This is a genomic window from Rummeliibacillus sp. TYF-LIM-RU47 (assembly GCF_008638315.1).
Taxonomy (GTDB): domain Bacteria; phylum Bacillota; class Bacilli; order Bacillales_A; family Planococcaceae; genus Rummeliibacillus; species Rummeliibacillus stabekisii.
On sequence record NZ_VVIR01000001.1, the window covers coordinates 835,189 to 856,600 of the forward strand.

23 protein-coding genes are annotated in these 21,412 nt (G+C 38.0%); all 23 read left to right on the plus strand.

The window, feature by feature from the left end:
- The first annotated feature begins 29 nt into the window (after window positions 1-29).
- Window positions 30-302, plus strand: coding sequence for a 30S ribosomal protein S16 (rpsP, locus tag F0527_RS04050; RefSeq protein WP_147194176.1), 273 nt, complete (start codon window positions 30-32; stop codon window positions 300-302).
- Window positions 303-316: 14 nt separating this feature from the next.
- Window positions 317-550: a KH domain-containing protein gene (locus tag F0527_RS04055; protein ID WP_066785358.1), complete on the plus strand. Its 234-nt coding sequence runs from the start codon at window positions 317-319 to the stop codon at window positions 548-550.
- A gap of 315 nt (window positions 551-865) precedes the next feature.
- On the plus strand, window positions 866-1,387 hold the full coding sequence (rimM, locus tag F0527_RS04060) for a ribosome maturation factor RimM (protein ID WP_066785360.1): 522 nt from the start codon (window positions 866-868) through the stop codon (window positions 1,385-1,387).
- On the plus strand, window positions 1,387-2,121 hold the full coding sequence (gene trmD / locus F0527_RS04065) for a tRNA (guanosine(37)-N1)-methyltransferase TrmD (protein ID WP_150284904.1): 735 nt from the start codon (window positions 1,387-1,389) through the stop codon (window positions 2,119-2,121). Before rimM ends, trmD begins: the two co-directional genes overlap by 1 nt.
- A gap of 134 nt (window positions 2,122-2,255) precedes the next feature.
- Window positions 2,256-2,600, plus strand: coding sequence for a 50S ribosomal protein L19 (gene rplS / locus F0527_RS04070; protein ID WP_066785363.1), 345 nt, complete (start codon window positions 2,256-2,258; stop codon window positions 2,598-2,600).
- Window positions 2,601-2,746: 146 nt separating this feature from the next.
- On the plus strand, window positions 2,747-3,316 hold the full coding sequence (gene lepB / locus F0527_RS04075) for a signal peptidase I (protein WP_150283888.1): 570 nt from the start codon (window positions 2,747-2,749) through the stop codon (window positions 3,314-3,316).
- 12 nt (window positions 3,317-3,328) lie between these two features.
- On the plus strand, window positions 3,329-4,192 hold the full coding sequence (gene ylqF, locus F0527_RS04080; RefSeq protein ID WP_150283889.1) for a ribosome biogenesis GTPase YlqF: 864 nt from the start codon (window positions 3,329-3,331) through the stop codon (window positions 4,190-4,192).
- An 88-nt stretch (window positions 4,193-4,280) separates the two neighbouring features.
- A complete protein-coding gene (locus F0527_RS04085; RefSeq protein WP_150283890.1) occupies window positions 4,281-5,054 on the plus strand; it encodes a ribonuclease HII in 774 nt (257 codons plus the stop codon).
- Window positions 5,055-5,060: 6 nt separating this feature from the next.
- Window positions 5,061-6,986: a hypothetical protein gene (locus tag F0527_RS04090; RefSeq protein ID WP_150283891.1), complete on the plus strand. Its 1,926-nt coding sequence runs from the start codon at window positions 5,061-5,063 to the stop codon at window positions 6,984-6,986.
- Complete coding sequence (locus F0527_RS04095) at window positions 6,983-7,279, plus strand: EscU/YscU/HrcU family type III secretion system export apparatus switch protein (protein ID WP_066785374.1); 297 nt, start codon at window positions 6,983-6,985, stop codon at window positions 7,277-7,279. Before F0527_RS04090 ends, F0527_RS04095 begins: the two co-directional genes overlap by 4 nt.
- 165 nt (window positions 7,280-7,444) lie before the next feature.
- Window positions 7,445-8,605 carry an ADP-forming succinate--CoA ligase subunit beta gene (sucC, locus tag F0527_RS04100; RefSeq protein WP_066785376.1) on the plus strand — a complete coding sequence of 387 codons (1,161 nt, stop codon included), beginning with the start codon at window positions 7,445-7,447 and terminating at the stop codon, window positions 8,603-8,605.
- 16 nt (window positions 8,606-8,621) lie between these two features.
- Complete coding sequence (sucD, locus tag F0527_RS04105) at window positions 8,622-9,524, plus strand: succinate--CoA ligase subunit alpha (RefSeq protein WP_066785379.1); 903 nt, start codon at window positions 8,622-8,624, stop codon at window positions 9,522-9,524.
- A 63-nt stretch (window positions 9,525-9,587) separates the two neighbouring features.
- Window positions 9,588-10,484, plus strand: a complete 897-nt coding sequence (gene dprA / locus F0527_RS04110; protein ID WP_150283892.1) for a DNA-processing protein DprA — start codon at window positions 9,588-9,590, stop codon at window positions 10,482-10,484.
- 91 nt (window positions 10,485-10,575) lie between these two features.
- On the plus strand, window positions 10,576-12,651 hold the full coding sequence (gene topA, locus F0527_RS04115) for a type I DNA topoisomerase (RefSeq protein WP_150283893.1): 2,076 nt from the start codon (window positions 10,576-10,578) through the stop codon (window positions 12,649-12,651).
- 30 nt (window positions 12,652-12,681) lie between these two features.
- Window positions 12,682-13,992 (plus strand): FADH(2)-oxidizing methylenetetrahydrofolate--tRNA-(uracil(54)-C(5))-methyltransferase TrmFO, encoded by a 1,311-nt coding sequence (trmFO, locus tag F0527_RS04120; protein WP_147194167.1) that lies wholly within the window; start codon window positions 12,682-12,684, stop codon window positions 13,990-13,992.
- Window positions 13,993-14,248: 256 nt separating this feature from the next.
- Entirely contained in the window at window positions 14,249-15,148 is a 900-nt protein-coding gene (xerC, locus tag F0527_RS04125) for a tyrosine recombinase XerC (protein WP_150283894.1), read from the plus strand.
- A gap of 18 nt (window positions 15,149-15,166) precedes the next feature.
- On the plus strand, window positions 15,167-15,715 hold the full coding sequence (gene hslV / locus F0527_RS04130; protein ID WP_066785582.1) for an ATP-dependent protease subunit HslV: 549 nt from the start codon (window positions 15,167-15,169) through the stop codon (window positions 15,713-15,715).
- Window positions 15,712-17,103, plus strand: coding sequence for an ATP-dependent protease ATPase subunit HslU (gene hslU, locus F0527_RS04135; protein ID WP_147194164.1), 1,392 nt, complete (start codon window positions 15,712-15,714; stop codon window positions 17,101-17,103). Before hslV ends, hslU begins: the two co-directional genes overlap by 4 nt.
- A gap of 84 nt (window positions 17,104-17,187) precedes the next feature.
- A complete protein-coding gene (codY, locus tag F0527_RS04140; protein ID WP_150283895.1) occupies window positions 17,188-17,967 on the plus strand; it encodes a GTP-sensing pleiotropic transcriptional regulator CodY in 780 nt (259 codons plus the stop codon).
- A 596-nt stretch (window positions 17,968-18,563) separates the two neighbouring features.
- A complete protein-coding gene (gene flgB / locus F0527_RS04145; protein WP_150283896.1) occupies window positions 18,564-18,956 on the plus strand; it encodes a flagellar basal body rod protein FlgB in 393 nt (130 codons plus the stop codon).
- Between the two features lie 2 nt (window positions 18,957-18,958).
- The gene (gene flgC, locus F0527_RS04150) at window positions 18,959-19,414 is read left to right on the plus strand and encodes a flagellar basal body rod protein FlgC (protein WP_147194158.1); all 456 of its coding nucleotides are present in this window, start codon (window positions 18,959-18,961) and stop codon (window positions 19,412-19,414) included.
- A 68-nt stretch (window positions 19,415-19,482) separates the two neighbouring features.
- The gene (gene fliE / locus F0527_RS04155; RefSeq protein WP_244946652.1) at window positions 19,483-19,743 is read left to right on the plus strand and encodes a flagellar hook-basal body complex protein FliE; all 261 of its coding nucleotides are present in this window, start codon (window positions 19,483-19,485) and stop codon (window positions 19,741-19,743) included.
- A 57-nt stretch (window positions 19,744-19,800) separates the two neighbouring features.
- Window positions 19,801-21,399: a flagellar basal-body MS-ring/collar protein FliF gene (gene fliF / locus F0527_RS04160; RefSeq protein WP_150283898.1), complete on the plus strand. Its 1,599-nt coding sequence runs from the start codon at window positions 19,801-19,803 to the stop codon at window positions 21,397-21,399.
- The last annotated feature ends 13 nt before the right edge of the window (window positions 21,400-21,412 follow it).

Below are 21,412 nucleotides of genomic sequence, written 5' to 3' on the forward strand. Positions count from 1 at the left end.
TGTGAAACTATTCGGAGGTGCAATTAAAAATGGCAGTTAAAATTCGTTTAAAACGTATGGGAGCAAAAAAATCTCCTTTCTACCGTATCGTAGTTGCTGATTCACGTTCACCACGTGATGGCCGCTCTATCGAAACAATCGGTACTTACAACCCACTAACTTCTCCAGCAGAAGTTAAAATCGACGAAACTAAAGCATTAGCTTGGTTAACAAATGGTGCAAAACCATCTGATACAGTTCGTAACTTGTTCTCAGACCAAGGCATCATGGAAAAATTCCATAACTCTAAAATCGGTAAATAATCGGAGGCGGTCTTATGCAGCAGCTGATCGAGACAATCGTAAAACCTTTAGTCGATTATCCAAACGAAGTGAAGATAACATGTGACGAAAATAATCATCGCATTGTATATAAACTTTCTGTCCACCCTAGTGATATGGGAAAGGTTATTGGCAAGCAAGGACGTGTTGCAAAAGCAGTTCGTACAATTGTTTACTCAGCAGCAGGCAACCATCGCGGCAAGAAAATTTATATCGATATTTTAGATTAATGAAACTAGGAAGGAGCATAATCCCTTCCTAGTTTTATTTTTAACAACTTGTTTTTTCTAAAGTAAATAGGATAAGTATATGTCTTTTTCCTTAAAATTTTGGAGTTCACTGTAAAAGTGAAGCTGTAGAGACTATATTGAAAAGTGGACAAGGGGCTTAGGGTACTTCCTGAGGACATGTAGCTAAACTCACTTCCAAGAGCTGATGATAATTTTTCAATAGTCTCCAATTTTGCTGTAGGGAGCAATAGAGAAAATGGATATAATAAACTAGAGTAAATGTAAAGATCTCATAAATTAAAAGAGGTGAAAAAGATGGAATGGTATAACGTAGGGAAAATTGTTAATACACATGGCATACGCGGCGAAGTGCGCGTCATCTCCCAAACTGACTTTCCAGAAGAAAGATATGCAGTTGGCCAACAACTAGGGCTATTTAGAAAAGGGGATACAAAGCCGCTATTATTGACAGTTGCATCATCCCGCAAGCATAAAAACTTTATTCTTCTTACATTTGAAGGCTATCCTAATATTAATGATGTAGAACCTTTCCGAGACGGCATTTTAAAGGTAAATGAAGAGCAATTAGAAGAAGATGAATTGCAAGATAATGAATTTTATTATCATGAGATTATTGGATGCACGGTTTATAACCAAGAGGGACAAGCTATTGGCCAAGTGAAAGAAATTTTTGAGACAGCTGCCAATGATGTATGGACTGTAAAGGGTGAAGATGGCAAAATGCACTATATCCCTGTAGTTGATGAATTTATAAAAGAAGTAAATATTGAAGAAGGAAAGATTGTGATCGAAGTGATAGAGGGTTTGCTATCATGATGAACATCCATGTACTCTCATTATTTCCCGAAATGTTTACGGGCGTCTTTGGCTCGTCTATTCTAAAAAAGGCGCAAGAGAAAGAAGCAGTCGGACTGTCTGTTACTGACTTTAGAGAATATGCCGTGAATAAACATGCGCAGGTGGATGACTATCCATATGGCGGTGGTGCAGGCATGGTATTGAAACCTGAACCACTTTTTAATGCAGTTGAGGCGCTTTCGAAGGATGGCAAAAAACCACGTGTTATTTTAATGTGCCCTCAGGGTGAACGGTTTACCCAAAAGAAAGCTGAAGAATTGGCCAAAGAAGAAGATTTACTGTTCCTATGTGGTCATTACGAAGGCTACGATGAACGTATAAGAGAACATTTAGTTACAGATGAACTCTCCATAGGCGACTTTGTTTTAACAGGCGGAGAATTGGCTGCTATGACGATTATCGATAGCGTGGTGCGTTTATTGCCAGGAGTGCTTGGCAATGATGATTCGCCCATTTTAGATTCTTTTTCAACAGGAATGTTGGAACATCCTCATTATACACGGCCAGCAGATTTTCGTGGTATGAAGGTGCCGGATGTTCTTTTATCAGGCAACCATGCGAAAATTGAGCAATGGCGTATGGAACAATCGTTAAAACGTACTTTTGAGAGAAGACCGGATTTATTAGTAGATATTGAACTGAGCAAAGAACAAAAAACATATTTAGAAAAACTTAAAAACGGCAAAGCATAAAAGAGAGGATCTCTTGCAATACATCTAAATTTATGATAATATTTGAGATGCATTTTATGAAAATGCCGAATTACGGTGTTCCGCTGTAGCAACCAAAGTGACCTGCAAGAGCATCTGTCCAAGGAGAGAAAACAATGTCAAACATTATTTCAGAAATCACTAAAGACCAACTTCGTACTGACATCCCTGCATTCCGTGCTGGTGATACAGTAAAAATCGACGTTAAAGTAGTCGAAGGTACTCGCGAACGTATCCAAGTATACGAAGGTGTTGTAATTAAACGTCGTGGTGGCGGTATCAGCGAAACTTTCACAGTTCGCAAAATCTCTTATGGCGTTGGAGTTGAACGTACATTCCCATTACACACTCCAAAAATCGCTAAACTAGAAGTTACTCGCCGCGGTAAAGTTCGTCGCGCTAAATTGTACTACCTACGTAATTTACGTGGTAAAGCTGCTCGTATTAAAGAAATTCGATAAGCTTAAATATGTTAAAAGAGAGCTGCATTTTAGCTCTCTTTCTTTTTGCTTCAAACGGCAAATCCCTGTACAATAGATATATAATGGGCACGATTGTGAAACCGCTCTAGATGTATATTCTGGATTAATATCAAGGGGGCATCTTTTTGAAAAAAGAGAAAAAAGAAAAAAATGAGTTGTGGGAATGGACAAAAGCACTTGTGATTGCCTTTGTACTGGCTGCAGGTATCCGTTATTTATTATTTACACCGATTGTTGTGGACGGAGAATCAATGATGCCTACACTCGAAAACGGAGATCGTATGATTGTCAACCGATTTGGCTACCATATTGGTGATATTCAACGCTTCGATATTGTTGTCTTTCATGCTCCTGAGAAAAAAGATTACATTAAACGTATTATTGGATTACCTGGAGATCGATTAATGTATAAAGATGATCAGTTATATATAAATGGTAAAAAGATTGCCGAGCCATATTTAAAGAAATATAAAGAAGAAATCATGGACGGTGGAACCTTAACAGAGGACTTCTCATTAAGGGATACGCCTAATGCAAAAGGTGATACAATCCCGGACGGTTATGTATTCGTTATGGGTGATAATAGACGGTATAGTAAGGATAGCCGGCATATTGGCATTGTACCGATCAGCAAAATTATTGGTAAAACAAACGTTGTCTTTTGGCCACTCGATCAAATGGGCAAAGTAAAATAAGGAGTGAACAAATTGACGATTCAATGGTTTCCTGGGCATATGGCCAAAGCGCGCAGGCAGGTAACAGAAAATCTAAAGCTTGTTGATATTATTTTTGAATTAATTGACGCGCGGCTTCCGATGTCTTCTAGAAATCCTATGCTTGACGAAGTTATTCACCAAAAAACAAGGCTGCTTATTCTAAACAAGGCAGATATGGCAGATGAAGCACAAACAAAAAAGTGGCTGTCATTTTTTGAACAACAGGGCCAAAAAGCAATAGCTATCAATTCTTTAGATAGTAAAGGGCTCAAACAGGTCACAAAGGCAGCGCAAGAACTGTTGGCGGATAAATGGGCTAGAATGAGAGCAAAAGGCCTTAAAACGCGCGCTATCCGTGCCATGATAGTTGGAATACCAAACGTCGGAAAATCGACGCTGATTAACCGACTAGCCAAGAAGAACGTTGCAAAAACAGGTAATACCCCAGGCGTTACAAAATCGCAGCAATGGATTAAGGTTGAAAAAGAACTAGAGTTGCTGGATACTCCGGGGATTCTTTGGCCTAAGTTTGAGGATCAAGAGGTAGGCTATAAATTAGCGCTCACTGGAGCGATTAAAGATGCTATTACCAATATGGATGATTTAGCGATTTATGGCTTGAAATTTTTAAATCAATATTATCCTGGAAGAATGGAAGAACGCTATAAACTTTCACAATTGGATGATGAAATTGTAAAAACCTTTGATCATATCGGCAAGCTACGCCGTGTTATTATCAGCGGAGGCGAGATTGATTATGATCAAGTAGCAGAGCTGATAGTGCGTGATATCAGGGGCCAGCAGCTTGGTAAACTGTCTTTCGATTTTGTAGAAGATTTTGCAACAAAACCATAACCTTTTTTGCCCACAGGCAAAAAAGGTTTTTTTCTGGATTTTTGATAGATTTAGCCGATACATAAGATAACGATTAGGAGAACAAGACATGAGAACAATCAAAAATATTAAAGAAGAATTAGATACTATTGTTGAATGGCAGGAATGGATGGAAGAGTTAAAAGACGATCCGCGGCAAGGAGCAAAAAAAGCCTTGCAGCAATGGTATCGACGCAAAGAGAAAGAAAATGAACTGGCCAAAGAGCATCAAAAGAAAATAGCATTTGACCAGTCGTATAGGCCATATAAACAGGCATTAATTGCAGGCATTGATGAAGCTGGTCGTGGACCGTTGGCAGGGCCGGTAGTAACAGCAGCTGTTATATTGCCAGATGAATGCGACTCATTGATAGGCTTAAACGATTCTAAGCAACTTTCTAAGCAGGCCAGGGAGAAATTCGCAGAGAAAATTCAAGAGTGTGCATTAGCTACAGCGATCCACTTTCAACCAGCTGATATTATTGATGAACTTAATATTTATGAAGCGACAAAACAATCCATGAAGTCCTCGGTTGAAATGCTGCAGATAAAACCCGATTTTGTACTGGCAGATGCCATGACTTTGCCGATTGATATAGAACAAGCTTCCATTATTAAAGGGGATGCCAAAAGTTTGGCGATTGCAGCAGCATCCATATTAGCGAAGACTGCAAGGGATCATTACATGGAGGAAATGGCTGATAAGTACCCATTCTATGGCTTTGAAAAACATGCAGGTTATGGTACTAAGCAGCATCTAGATGCATTAGAACAACATGGCCCTACGCCGATTCATCGAAAGACATTCGAACCGATTAAATCTATTCTTTTAACGAAAGGGTGAAGTGTAGTGAATTATCCATCATTGAACTCAGTTCAATTGGGCCAAACAATGGTTAATAACCAGCAGCCGCTCACACTTAAGCAAGGCCAGGTAATCCATGGTACGATAAAACAACTTTTTCCTAACCAAATGGCAGAAATTCAAATTGGTGGCCAAAAGTTAATCGCAAAATTAGAAATTCCTTTGCAGGCAGGCAATGCGCATTATTTTCAAGTATCAGGGACAGAACCAGATTTACAATTAAAAGTAATATCAAACCCTATGTCATCTGCAATGCCACTAACACAACAAGCAGATCAGCTATTAAATGCACTTGGACTAAATCAAACAACTTCTCTGAAAGAACTAGCTTCATTTTTTCTCAAAAATAATTTGCCGCTGTCGAAAGAACTTTTTTTGCAAGCAGAGGAACTATTGAAAAATTTGCCGGATAATCTAGGAACGAAGGAAGCTTTACAAATTATCCAAAAGCTTTTAGCACATAAGCTGCCTATTCAACAAGATACATTTCAAGCTGTCCTGGAAGGAAATATGAAAACTGGATTTGCAGACCTGTTGAAAAACTTCCAGCAAGTCGTAAAAACGGATGAGACAATCTCCTTGGGCATGAAAAATCAACTACTGAATCAGCTGGAACAAATCAACAATCCTCTTTTAAAGGAAACAGGGGGTATTCTGCTTGGAAAAATGGTAGAAGCCTTATCTTCAGAGCAAACGCTGCCAGAAAATAAAGCGGCTATTTTGCAGGCGTTGAAGGAGGTGGGAGTAATTCCTCGAAATGCGAGGTTGTCTAATTGGCAGCAAGAGATTCTTCAACAACCGGCTAGCAGCGCGGCAACCCCCGTCCCCATAAACAACAAGATGGAACAGCAAATGGAGCTGCGTACAATGGTGAAACTACTTCAAGCGCTAGAGAAGCAGCCGACTACCCAAGATAAGGGACAGCTTATCGGACAAATTCAAACAGCCATTGAAAAGAACACATTACTTACTACAGAACAAAAAAGCAACCTAATTCAATTGGCACAACAATCCATATCAACGAAAGACATAGCCCAAACTAAAGCTGTCATAATCCAATTGCAAGAGCAATTGTTAAAGGTTGCTAGTGAGAATGCGATAGTAAAACCATTTGAAGTAGATGTTAAAGGCATATCAGCTAAGCACCAGCTGCTGCAATTGCTTGGCCAGGGGGATAATTCCGAACGACTTTTCAACCATTTAACAAAGTATACGTTAGAGTCGAAATCAACTCATTTAAGAGGAATGCTACAAGAGACTGAGAATCAATTGGCAAATAATCTAAACGGTAAAGCTATTCAAGCGACTATTAAGGATTTATTCAAGGGACTGGGGCTAAGTTACGAAGCAAAATTAGCTGACGCCTCATCTGACATTCGCGAATTCGCTGAACAACTAAAACCGCAACTAATTGGACTTTTGCAAAATGGAGTGGTATCTGACGCAACTAAAGATTTAGCAAAGCAAGTGTCAGCAAGGCTTGATGGAATGCAGTATTTATCTACTGAATTAGGGCCAGAGCAACAGCTAATCATGCAATTACCACTTAATTTCTTAGGAAGGCAATCAGAGGCAACACTGCAGTGGAGCGGTCGGAAAAGTGCAGATGGAAAGATTGATGCGGATTTTGCACGCATTCTATTTTATTTGCAATTGCACTCATTAAAAGAAACAGTAGTGGACATGCAGGTTCAAAGCAGGATAGTAACTATAAATATCTACAATGACAACGAAGGTCTAAAGAACTTAGCAGCCCCCCTTAAAGCATTGTTAAAAGAAAACCTAGCACGTCATGATTACCAACTGTCCGGTCTCATTTTCAAAGACCAACAGGAAACAGCTAAAAGTAATAGCATCAATCTCTTCCAATCTTCAAGTGCCGGACAAAGGGGAGTTGATTTCAAAATATGACAAAAGAGCCAAGTGTACGCAAGGAAGCGGTTGCCTTAACTTATAATCCCAACCAAGCAGATGCACCTAAAGTGATTGCAAAAGGGAAGGGTCAAATTGCTGAAAAGATTTTAGAGCGGGCAGAAGCCAATCATATTCCCATTCAAAAAGATCCGTCACTTGTTCAATTATTAGGACAGTTAGATCTCAATGAAAGTATACCAGAGGAGCTTTATCAAGCCGTCGCAGAAGTATTTGCATTTATTTACCAGTTAGATCAACTCCATGAAAAGACAAAAATCGACAAAATGTGATAAAGTCTCTTTGTTCTTTCGTAGCACAAATTGTTATTTTTTAAATAAAAAATGTCATAAAATAGAGAATCTCTGGACATTATAGTTTTATTTATATACAATAAACTTGTATTTCAGAATACTAGTATTTGAGAACATGAAGGAATTTAGTTGGGAGGAACAAGGATGAATATCCACGAATATCAAGGGAAAGAGATTCTTCGTAAATATGGGGTAGCTGTTCCTGCTGGTCGGGTTGCTTTCTCGCCAGAAGAAGCAGTAAATATTGCGAAAGAATTAGATTCCAAAGTTACGGTAGTAAAAGCTCAAATTCATGCAGGCGGCCGCGGTAAAGCTGGCGGTGTAAAGATTGCGAAAAACTTAGATGAGGTTCGCTCTTACGCAAAAGAATTATTGGGCAAAGTACTTGTAACACATCAAACCGGCCCAGAAGGAAAAGAAGTAAAACGCCTATACATAGAGGCAGGTTCAGATATTCAAAAAGAATACTATGTAAGTCTTTTAGTTGATCGTGCGACTTCTCGCGTAACATTAATGGGATCTGAAGCAGGCGGTATGGATATCGAGGAAGTTGCTGAAGAAACACCAGAAAAAATATTTAAAGAAGTTATCGATCCAGTAGTAGGTTTAACAGGCTTCCAAGCTAGACGCCTTGCTTTTAATATGAATATCCCTACTAAGTTAATCAATAAAACTGCTAATTTAATGTTAGGTTTATATAAAGCGTTTACAGATAAAGATGCTTCCATCTTAGAAATTAACCCGCTTGCTGTTACAGGAGACGGAGAAGTAATGGCTCTTGATGCCAAATTTAATTTCGACGACAATGCATTGTATCGCCATAAAGATGTTGTCGAATTGCGCGATTTTGATGAAGAAGACCAAAAAGAAATCGAAGCATCAAAGTATGACTTAAACTATGTTACACTTGATGGCAATATTGGTTGTATGGTAAATGGGGCAGGACTGGCTATGTCTACTATGGATACAATCAGCTTTTACGGCGGAAGACCCGCAAACTTCCTGGATGTTGGGGGCGGTGCAACAGCTGAAAAAGTAACAGAGGCATTTAAAATTATCCTTTCAGATCCGAATGTTAAAGGGATCTTTGTCAATATTTTCGGCGGTATTATGAAGTGTGATGTAATCGCTGAAGGTGTCATTGTTGCAGCCAAAGAAGTAGGTCTAAAGGTACCTCTAGTAGTAAGACTTGAGGGTACAAACGTAGAACTAGGCAAAAAATTATTAAATGAATCAGGCTTAGATATAGTTGCAGCAGATTCAATGGCTGATGGCGCTCAAAAAATTGTGGAACTTGTAGGTTAAGAAAGGCGGAATCGGGATGAGTATTTACATCAACAAAGATACAAAAGTATTGGTACAAGGCATTACAGGTTCGACAGCTCTTTTCCATACAAAACAAATGCTTGAGTATGGCACAAAGATCGTAGCTGGTGTAACTCCTGGTAAAGGTGGCACTACAGTTGAAGGAGTTCCTGTATTTAATACGGTTAGCGATGCAGTAGAAAATACAGGTGCAAATGTATCTGTAATTTATGTACCTGCTCCATTTGCGGCAGATGCTATTCTAGAAGCGGTAGATGCCGAATTAGACATGGTTATCTGTATCACTGAACATATTCCAGTACTTGATATGGTTAAAGTTAAACGTTATATGGAAGGCAAGAAAACACGTTTAATCGGACCAAACTGCCCAGGTGTTATCACAGCGGATGAGTGTAAAATTGGTATCATGCCTGGCTATATTCATACAAAAGGCCATGTAGGCGTTGTTTCTCGTTCTGGTACATTGACTTATGAAGCTGTTCATCAATTAACAGTAGAGGGCATTGGACAATCTACTGCTGTTGGTATTGGCGGGGACCCTGTCAATGGTACGGACTTTATCGATGTATTAAAAGAGTTTGAAGCAGATCCAGACACATATGGCGTAATCATGATTGGTGAGATCGGCGGTACTGCTGAAGAAGAAGCTGCTGAATGGGTTAAAGCTAACATGACGAAACCAGTAGTTGGATTTATCGGTGGCCAAACAGCACCTCCAGGAAAACGTATGGGCCATGCCGGCGCTATTATTTCTGGCGGTAAAGGAACAGCTGCTGAAAAAATCAAAACAATGAGAGAGTGCGGTATTGAAGTAGCTGAAACACCAGCTGTTATCGGCGAAACATTTATCCGTGTTATTAAAGAAAAAGGCTTGTACGATAAGTGCAAAACCCATTAATATGTATAGTGTAGCACTTTAAAGTGCTACACTTTTTCATTTCAATGTGAAGGGAGGAAGGTCATGAGTCATTTGACCTTTTCTGAAAGAATACTAGCATTGCATTATGTGTTCCCTGTTCCCCTAAACAGGCTATCATCACTTCTTCAAATAGATTCAAATTTAGATAGAATTGGGCATGCTGAAGTATCTGAATTAGCCATCCTATTAAATATTTCTGTCGATAAAGCTCAAAAATTGCAAAATAATTATTTAAAAACGTTGGAGACCCCACTCCTACAAGCATACAAAGCACATAAAATTATCCCCATACCTTTTAATCATCCCTTATACCCCACCAGATTACTTGCATTATATGACCCGCCAGTAGTACTTTATACAAAAGGCGACTCTGCAATTTTAGAGAATAAACGAAAGATAGCTATTATAGGAGCAAGAAATGCTACTACTTATACAGATAAGGTATTAAACTTCATCGTGCCGCCATTAATAGAGCATGAATTTGTCATTGTCAGTGGTTTGGCAAAAGGTGCTGACCGCAAAGCACATGAAGCAACTATTCGTTTTTCTGGAAAAACAGTAGGGGTACTTGGACATGGATTATTTCATTTATATCCTAAAGAAAATAAAAAACTTGCTGAGCAAATGGAAATAAATCAGCTGCTTATAAGCGAATATCCACCATACGTCAAGCCGCAAAAATGGCATTTCCCTATGCGGAATCGTATCATTAGCGGTTTATCGACGGGAATAGTGGTAACAGAAGCGGCTGAAAAAAGCGGTACTTTAAGCACAATTGATCATGGATTAGAAAATGGCAAAACAATTTTTGCTGTGCCAGGCGATATTACAAATCCGCTTTCCAAAGGGCCGCACAAACTGATTGCAGAAGGAGCAAAACCTATATGGAATGGCTATCAAATAATAGAAGAATTAGAAGAATTTTTACATTCGAAATGAAAAATGGTTGCAAAATTTGATTTTCTGTTATACATTTTGCAACAGGTATTTCTTTTGAAAACTTAAACAGCCTCTCTAAGGGGGAACTTATATGTCGGATTATTTAGTGATAGTGGAATCTCCTGCAAAAGCTAAGACAATTGAACGTTACTTAGGAAAAAAATATAAAGTAAAAGCATCAATTGGTCATGTGCGAGATCTTCCACGCAGTCAGATGGGTATTGATACTGAAAATAATTATGAGCCTAGATATATTACGATTCGCGGTAAAGGCCCTGTACTGCAGGATTTAAAATCAGCTGCGAAAAAAGCAAAAAAAATCTATCTAGCAGCCGATCCCGATCGTGAGGGTGAAGCAATTGCATGGCACTTAGCGCAAGCTTTAAATATTGATATCGAATCAGACTGCAGAGTAGTATTTAATGAAATAACGAAGGATGCAATAAAAGAATCATTTAAACATCCTAGGCCAATTGATATTGATTTAGTAGATGCACAGCAAGCACGCAGAATACTAGACCGTCTCGTAGGTTACAACATAAGCCCTTTATTATGGAAGAAAGTCAAAAAGGGTTTATCAGCAGGACGTGTACAATCGGTTGCATTAAGGCTTATTATTGATCGCGAGAATGAAATTAAAAATTTCCAGCCTGAAGAATACTGGACAATCGAAGGTAATTTCCAAAAAGGAAAAAAACCTTTTGATGCACTCTTTTATGGTAATACCAAAGAAAAAATTAAATTAAAAAATAAAGAAGAAGTTGAAGCGATTTTAGCGAAACTAAATGGCGAAGACTTTGAAATTATTAAAGTAGTTAAACGAGAAAGAAAACGGAATCCTTCACCTGCTTTCACTACCTCATCATTGCAACAAGAAGCAGCTCGAAAGCTAAACTTTAGAGCAAGAAAAACAATGATGCTAGCCCAACAATTGTATGAAGGTATTGACGTAGGTAAAGAAGGTACAGTCGGTTTGATTACATATATGAGAACAGATTCAACTCGTATCTCAGAGACGGCTAAAAAAGAAGCCTTCCAATATATTGATCAAACTTATGGAAATGAGTATACAACGCCGATCAATCAACAGGCGAAGAAATCAGAAAAAGCGCAAGATGCGCATGAGGCAATTCGCCCAACAAGCACTATGCGTCATCCAGATCAACTTAAAACAGTATTGTCACGAGATCAATTAAGATTGTATCGTTTGATTTGGGATCGCTTTGTAGCAAGTCAAATGGCTCCTGCTATTTTAGATACAGTTACGGCAGATTTGCAAAATGGCGATGTTATTTTTAGAGCTTCAGGCTCAAATGTGAAGTTCCCTGGTTTTATGAAGCTTTATATAGAAGGATCAGACGACCAGAAAGAAGAAAAAGACAAACTACTGCCACCGCTTGAAAAGGGAGACGTGGTTAAGAGTCTAGAAATAAATCCAAAACAACATTTTACGCAGCCTCCTCCACGTTTTTCTGAAGCAAGACTTGTAAAAACGCTAGAAGAACTAGGGATCGGCCGTCCTTCAACATACGCCCCTACATTAGATACAATTCAAAAACGGGGATACGTAACGTTAGAAGCTAAACGCTTTGTGCCAACTGAGCTTGGGGAAATAGTACATTCACTCGTACTAGAATTTTTCCCTGATATCATTAATATTGAATTCACTGCTCAAATGGAAAAAGATTTAGACAGTATAGAAGATGGCGATGTAAAATGGAAAAAAATTATCGATGACTTTTTCCGGAAATTCGAAAAAGATCTGCAGCATGCAGAAATTGCAATGGAAAAAGTTGAAATAAAAGATGAACCTGCTGGCGAAGATTGTGAAGTTTGCGGATCGCCAATGGTCTTTAAGCTAGGACGATATGGCAAGTTTATGGCTTGTAGCAATTTCCCAGATTGCCGGAATACTAAAGCTATTGTGAAAGAGATCGGCGTCAAGTGCCCTAAATGTAAAGAGGGCGAGATTGTTGAAAGAAAGAGTAAAACAAAGCGGATTTTTTATGGATGTAACCGCTATCCAGATTGTGACTTTGTCTCTTGGGATAAGCCAATCAATCGTCCTTGTCCAAAATGTAATGAATTATTGGTGGAGAAAAAGATTAAAAAGGGTATTCAAGTCCAATGTACAAATTGCGACTATAAGGAACAACCTACACAATGATGTACTATTAGAAAGCAGGTAAAAAGAGTTATGACAACAATTGTGAATGTTATTGGAGCGGGTTTAGCAGGAAGTGAAGCAGCATGGCAAATTGCAAAAAGAGGCATTAATGTCCGTCTTTTTGAAATGCGTCCTGTGAAACAAACACCAGCCCACCACACGGATAAATTTGCAGAACTTGTTTGCAGCAATTCATTGCGTGCAAATAATCTTACAAATGCTGTTGGCGTTATTAAAGAAGAAATGCGCCAACTAGATTCAATTATCATTGAAGCAGCAGACCAATGCTCAGTACCAGCAGGTGGTGCACTAGCTGTTGACCGCCATGAATTTTCTGGTTATATAACTGAAAAGGTGAAAAATCATCCGCTTGTTGAAGTGGTGAATGAAGAAGTAACAGAGATTCCTGAGGGGATTACTGTTATCGCAACTGGACCATTAACATCACCAGCACTTGCGGATAAAATTAAAGAATTAACAGGCGAAGAATATTTGTACTTTTATGATGCAGCAGCTCCTATTATCGAAAAAGAGAGCATCAATATGGATAAAGTTTATTTAAAATCTCGTTATGATAAAGGAGAAGCAGCATATCTAAACTGTCCTATGACAGAAGAGGAATTCTATGCTTTCCAAAAAGCTTTAGTAGATGCAGAAAAAGCACCGCTAAATGAATTTGAAAAAGAAAAATACTTTGAAGGTTGTATGCCTATTGAAGTAATGGCTGAACGAGGACCTAAAACTATGCTGTTTGGTCCAATGAAACCTGTAGGGTTAGAAGATCCAAAAACAGGAAAAAGACCTTTTGCAGTAGTCCAACTTCGCCAAGATGATGCAGCAGGAACACTTTATAACCTGGTAGGGTTCCAAACGCATTTAAAATGGGGAGCTCAAAAAGAAGTGTTTAGTATGATTCCGGGTTTAGAAAACTTGGAAATTGTACGGTATGGTGTTATGCATCGAAATACTTTTATTAATTCTCCTAAAGCGATGGCAAAGACGTATCAATTAAAAGCACGTCCTACTTTGTTCTTTGCAGGACAAATGACAGGGGTAGAAGGATATGTAGAATCAGCGGGTAGCGGACTCATTGCAGGTATTAATGCTGCTCGGTTAGCACAGCAACAGGACTTGTGTATATTCCCATCTGAAACTGCACTTGGTAGTATGGCTCGTTATATAACAGAGACTGATGCTAAGCATTTCCAACCAATGAATGTTAACTTTGGTTTATTCCCTCCACTAGGAGAAAAGATTAAATCGAAGCAGGAACGCGGAGAGAAACATGCGGAACGTGCGCTAGCAGCGCTAAAACAATTCAAAGAATTAAATACATTATAATTAGTTTGCTAAAGTCCTTAATTGTTGATATACTTTTAAGGGCTTTTTGCTTTGTCAATATTTTTTTGTTTTTTTCTTATTTAAGGTTAATCTATTCCAATTTTAGGCATACTATTAAAAGATCCATTTTGGACACAAAAACGCCATAAATCTACTGAAAATTTCCATATTCTAAGTTGTTAAAAAGTGTTCTTGCTTTATTTAATTCAATGACAGTGGGAGAATACAAAAGAAAGCTTTAGTTTGGAGTGTTTAAATGAACCTACAGTTTGATGATGCACTTGAACAATTTATGACATATATACAGCTTGAAAAGAATTATTCGCCGTTAACAGTCCAAGAATATCGAACAGATTTGCTAGAGTTTTTTTCGTTTCTTCATACTGAAGATGTAAAAGAATTGACGCAAGTTGAATACGTTCATGCAAGGCTTTATATAACAAAATTGTATGAAGAAAAAAAAGCAAGAACCACCGTCTCTAGAAAGATATCATCAATCCGTTCTTTCTTTAGATTTTTAAATAAAGAATATGAAATTGATGATGTAGCATTCCAAGCACTATATCACCCCAAAAAGGAAAAAAGGCTCCCTCACTTTTTTTATGAAGAAGAACTTTCTCAATTATTCCAAGCCAATGAAGGTGAAGATCGGAAATCGCTACGCAATATGGCTATCCTAGAGCTACTCTATGCTACTGGTATCCGTGTGAGCGAGTTGACTTCTCTACAAATAAAAGATATTGACTTTTCCTTAAATATCATTAGAGTGATGGGGAAAGGTAGAAAAGAGCGCTATGTTCCTTTCGGTGAATATGCAGGACATTCACTAACACGGTATATTGAAGAAGCGCGTTCTGCGCTAATGAAGTCGACTAAACACAATTTTGTGTTTGTGAATCTGCGCGGAGGGGCAATCACTTCAAGAGGAATACGCTATATATTAAATGAGATGATTGCAAAAGCAGAACTACATACAACGATTCATCCGCATATGCTTAGACATACTTTTGCTACACATTTATTAAATAACGGAGCTGATCTCCGAACGGTCCAGGAGCTTTTAGGCCATTCCAGTTTATCTTCTACTCAAGTTTATACGCATGTAACGAAAGAACATTTACGAAATACGTATATAAATGCTCATCCACGAGCGTAAAATTTTGAAGGAGGTTTTTTGATGGATTTGCATGCAACCACAATATTCGCTATACAACATAAAGGGGCTAGTGCAATGGCAGGCGATGGCCAAGTCACATTAGGAAATTCTGTTGTAATGAAACATACTGCCAAAAAGGTGCGTCGTTTATATAACGGAAAAGTTCTTGCAGGCTTTGCCGGCTCTGTTGCTGATGCTTTTACGTTGTTTGAAATGTTTGAAAGTCGGTTAATGGAATACAACGGTAATCTTCAGCGTGCAGCTGTTGAAGTAGCTAAGCAATGGCGCGGAGACAAAATGCTGCAAAAGCTTGAAGCTTTGCTCCTTGTCATGAATAACGAAACATTATTGCTTGTATCAGGTTCAGGTGAAGTAATCGAACCGGATGATGGTATCTTAGCGATTGGCTCTGGCGGAAATTATGCTTTATCTGCAGGCAGGGCATTAAAGCAATATGCAGGGGATACATTAACTGCACATGATATTGCAAAAGCATCGCTTGAAATTGCGGCAGATATTTGTGTATTTACAAACCATAATATTATTGTGGAGGACTTAAGCGAATGACATTACAAAAAACGCCAAGAGAAATGTTGGACTATTTGAATCGTTATATTGTTGGTCAGGAACAAGCAAAAAGAGCGGTGTCAGTTGCGCTTCGTAACAGATATCGTAGACAGTTATTGCCGGATGAAATGAAGAATGAAGTAATTCCAAAGAATATTCTAATGATCGGGCCAACAGGCGTCGGAAAAACAGAAATCGCGAGAAGAATCGCACGCTTGGTAAAAGCGCCGTTTTTAAAAGTAGAAGCTACAAAATTCACCGAAGTGGGTTATGTTGGACGAGACGTTGAATCAATGGTAAGAGATTTGGTCGAAATCTCTAATCGACTTGTAAAAGAAGAAAAACAAGAAGAAGTGAAAGAACAGGCTGAAAGATTGGCAAATGACCAAATCGTTAAACTACTTGTGCCTAGCATGAAAAAGAAACAAAATACCCCGAACCCCTTTGAGGCATTATTTGGCCAAAAAGTGGAGGCTTCTGACGATCAGCCGGAAGAAGATACTCAAGTACGTTTGAAAAGATCTCAAATTGCTGATGATTTAAGGAACGGCAAATTAGAGAACGAATGGGTTACGATAGAAGTGACTGAACAGCAAACAGGCATGATGGGAATGATTCCGGGTGGATTTGATATGGGCGGTACAAATATGGGAGATATGCTCTCAAGTTTAATGCCTCAAAAGAAAAAGAAGCGCCGTTTACAAGTAAAAGATGCAAGACGAGCTTTAACCATCGAAGAAGCCAATAAATTGATTGACAGCGATGAGGTAGCGGTAGAAGCCATCCATCGAGCAGAACAAACAGGCATTATCTTTATTGATGAAATTGATAAAGTTGCCACTAAGAGCAATGGAGGCAATAGCGCGAATGTATCGCGTGAAGGCGTACAACGCGATATCTTACCGATTGTAGAAGGATCGACCGTTAATACAAAATATGGTCCAGTACGGACAGATTTTATGTTATTTATTGCGGCAGGAGCTTTTCATATGTCGAAGCCTTCCGATTTAATACCTGAATTGCAAGGTCGTTTCCCAATTCGCGTAGAGCTGGAAAAATTAACGAAAGAAGATTTTATACGGATTCTTAAAGAACCAGACCATTCGTTAATTCTTCAGTATGAAGCGCTTCTTGCTACTGAGGAAATTGAAATTTCATTCACAGACGGAGCAATTGATCGTATTGCAGAAATTGCCACCAATATAAACCAGGATTCAGACAATATTGGAGCGAGACGTCTGCATACAATCCTTGAACGTTTGTTAGAAGAGCTTTCGTTTGAAGCGTCGGATATATCACCGGCCCGTATTGAAATCACAGAAAATTACGTGGACGAAAAACTTAATGAAATTGTCAAGAATAAAGATTTGTCACAATTTATTTTATAGTATATAATCTAATGTATTGCACAAAATTTGAAACCTTTTGAATATTTCAAAAATGAGGTAAAAATTACAGGAGGAACATTCGTAATGAATTTATTAGAAAAAACAAGAAAAATTAACTCTATGCTGCAAGCGTCAGCAGGAAGACAAGTAAACTTCAAAGAGATGGCAGAAGAACTTGGTCAAGTTATTGAGAGTAACGTATATATAGTAAGCCGAAAAGGGAAATTGTTGGGTATTGGTGTAAAACAACAAATTGAAAACGAACGTTTCAAAAAAATGTTAGAAGAGCGTCAATTCCCAGAAGAATACACACGTAAGTTATATGACTTCTCCGAAACAGCTTCGAACTTGGGTGTCTCGGATGAGCACAGTGCATTCCCAGTAGAAGCTCAAGAAATCTTTAAATCAGGTCTAACAACAATCGTGCCAATCAATGGTGGCGGCGAACGTTTGGGCACACTTGTTTTAGCACGTCTTGAAGATAAGTTTGAAGACGACGATTTGATCCTAGCTGAATACGGTGCAACTGTAGTAGGTATGGAAATCTTACGTGAAAAAGCAGAAGAAATTGAAGAAGAAGCTAGAAGCAAAGCAGTTGTTCAAATGGCGATCAATTCATTGTCTTACAGTGAGCTTGAGGCGATCGAGCATATCTTTGAAGAACTAGATGGCTCTGAAGGTTTACTAGTTGCTTCTAAAATTGCTGACCGTGTCGGTATAACGCGTTCAGTGATTGTCAATGCATTGCGTAAGTTAGAATCAGCTGGTGTGATTGAGTCACGTTCTTTAGGTATGAAAGGTACTTATATTAAAGTACTAAACAACAAATTCCTAAATGCTTTAGCAGAAATCAAAATGAGATAAGTTGAAATTTGCTGTTTTGTCCTTAACAGGGGACAAAGCAGCTTTTTTATTTACCCTGCTATTTCCCGGATACTCAAAACCCCTTCTCTCTCTTTGCTATTAAGATACTCCAACCGTAAAAGATTATCAGAATGTGACAAATTAAAATACATAGTTCGCAAAAATACACCAAATTAACTTAAAATGGTATAATATGTGCTATCAACCAGTCTTATAAATTTATTGCTCTCAATATTAAGAATATGACAATTGAAAAAATAAGGAAAAACATTTATAATATTCTTCGTTAGGAAAAAAGGTTTAGTAATATATACTTTGCAAATTTATAAATTTATATACAATTAAACATATTTTCTGCCAAAATTGCTGTATTAAAAGATATACACTATTAAAATAGTGAAAAAGGATTTAGGTAATAAGACCTTTCCTTTATCAAGTTTATTGTATGGGGAAGATTTTTCTGCCAGTAAAAATGGTCTGTTAAACCTATTAAAAATATGATAAATTCGATAGACACTTTATAACATCTTTATTACAATTATAACATCAGAAAATTAGTTGAATTTGACGATTAAAGTCGAATTGAGGTGAATGAATTGAGTATTTTCGACGGAACCCTCTCTAATATTGAGAATGGGTTGTCATATGCAAGTTTAAAACAGAAAACAATCGCTCAAAATATTGCGAATGTAGATACGCCGAATTATAAAGCAAAGGATGTAAGTTTTCACCAAATGCTAGAAGATGCTAAGAATTCTTCGATTCAGGCAAATAAGACCGACTCAAAACATTTTGATTTCCAATCTACAAACCAAACTCCAGGTGTAGTGAACAATAGACAATTAAGCTACAGAAATAATGGGAATAGTGTTGATATGGATAAAGAACAAGCGAGTCTAGCAGAGAATAGTATTTTTTACAATACACTAATTGAACGCGAAAATGGCAAATTGAATTCGCTTCTGACAGTTATTAAGGGAGGCAATTAATCGTGTCAATATTCCAAAGTATGGATACAACGGGATCTGCATTAACTGCGCAGCGTTTGAGAATGGATACTATTTCATCCAATATGGCCAATGTAGATACAACAAGAGCAAAACAAGTTGATGGCAAATGGGTTCCTTACACGCGAAAAACAGTTACTTTAGTTCCAAAAGGAAATTCATTTTCTAACTTCCTTAATAAAGCTGTTGGATCTGATCAAACAGTAGGCAATGGTGTAAAAGTAGCTAGTATCAATGAAGATACAAAGACACCTTATAAACTTGTATATGATCCAACCAACCCAGATGCAAATGAGGATGGATATGTTCAAACGCCAAATATTGATCCATTAAAAGAAATGGTGAATCTAATCTCAGCCACACGCTCGTATGAAGCAAATGTAACGGTTTTTAATGCTAATAAATCTATGCTTTCAAAAGCATTAGAGATAGGAAAATAATCAACCAGGAAGGATGATAAAGATTGGCAATTTCTCAAGTTTCTATTTCACAGCCAGTGCAGCCAACTATGTCTCAAACTGCAATAGAAAAGACTTCAACTAATGAGAAAGAAAACTTTGGTGCTGTTTTAAAAGATGCAATCTCAGCTGTGAATAATAGTCAAGTAGCTTCTGATAATATGACGAATCGGCTTGTCAATGGAGAAAATGTAGAGCTTCATGATGTAATGATTACTGCTCAAAAGGCAAATATCACACTAAACACCGCCCTCCAAATTCGCAATAAAGTAGTAGAAGCGTATCAAGAGATTATGCGAATGACAGTTTAATAGGAATGTTTATTAGAGAGAGAAAACAAAAACATTACCTATAACCGGAGGATCAAAATGAATGAAAGATTAACGAAAATTAAGACTAACTTCAGCCAGTTTTGGAAAAGTAGAACAAAAGTACAAAAAGGTACAATTATCGGTTCTATTTTAGCTGTGCTAATGATAGCTGCAATTATTACTTTCTTTGCTACAAGAGTAACGTATGCCCCTTTATTTTCAGATTTGTCTGCTGCTGAAGTCGGTCAAATCAAAGAACAATTAACTTCTGATGGGGTAAAATTTCAAGTTACTAATGGTGGAACAGCGATAGAAGTGCCAAAAGATCAAGTAGATGATTTAAAGGTTGATTTGGCATCACAAGGATTACCTCAGTCAGGGCAAATTGACTATTCATTCTTCTCCCAAAATGCGGGCTTTGGTATGACAGATAATGAGTTTAATATGCTTAAGCTTGCATCCATGCAAACAGAGCTTGGAAATCTAATGAAGCAAGTAAAGGGCGTTAAAGATGCTAAAGTGATGATTAATTTACCAGAAAAAGGTGTTTTTGTAAGCGATACTCAGCAAGAGGCGAGTGCATCTATTGTATTAAATACTGAACCTGGATATCAATTTACCGAAGCGGAAATTAAAACACTTTATAATCTAGCGTCAAAAAGTATACCGAATTTAAAGCCTGAGAATATTGTGATTACTAACCAGTACTTTGAATACTACGATCTTGGTACTGAAACAGCAGATAGTGGTGATGGTTTATCTGCTACAGGTGCGACAAAACAATTGGCAATCAAAAAACAGATTGAACGTGATTTAGGGCGCCAAGTCCAAACCATGTTAGGCCAGTTAATGGGTCCTGGCAAAGCAGCTGTCAGCGTTACGACTGATATCGACTTTACTCAGGAAAACAGAGAAGAAAATTTAGTAGAACCCGTTGATAAGGACAACATGGCCGGAATCCAAATTAGTGCTCAAAAAATTAACGAGACTTATACAGGAGACGGTGCAGGAGCTGGCGGGACACCTGAAGGAGATTCCAACACAGATAACTTTACTGATTATCAATCTTCAAGCAATGGGAACGGCGACTACGAAAAGAGCGAAGATACTGTCAACTATGAAGTGAATCGTATCAAAAGGAAAATTACAGAAAGCCCATACCGCATACGTGATATCGGAATTCAGGTAATGGTTGAACCTCCAAAAGCAGGCGATCCAACATCATTGCCAGCCGCAACGCAGGACGACATTAAAAATATGCTAGCTTCAATTGTTCGGACATCAATCGATAAGAATGAAGCGGGGCAATTAACGAATCAGCAAATCAATGAAAAAGTCATTGTGGCTGTGGAAAAATTGAATGGAAAAGCTACTGTTCCAACAGCGCAAACTAATTCAATTCCATGGTGGGTTTATGTCATTGGCGGAATCCTTCTTGCTGCAATCGGCATTTTAGTCTTCTTTATTTTACGTTCTAGAAGACAGACGGAAGAGGAAGAAGAATACGATTACTATGAAGAGGAAATTGATGTAGACGATATATCTGAAGAAAAAGAGACTGAAACGACATTACGCCGAAAGCAGCTAGAAAGAATGGCGAAAGACAAGCCGGAGGAATTTGCAAAATTGCTTAGAACATGGATAACGGAAGATTAATAGGGGGAATTAG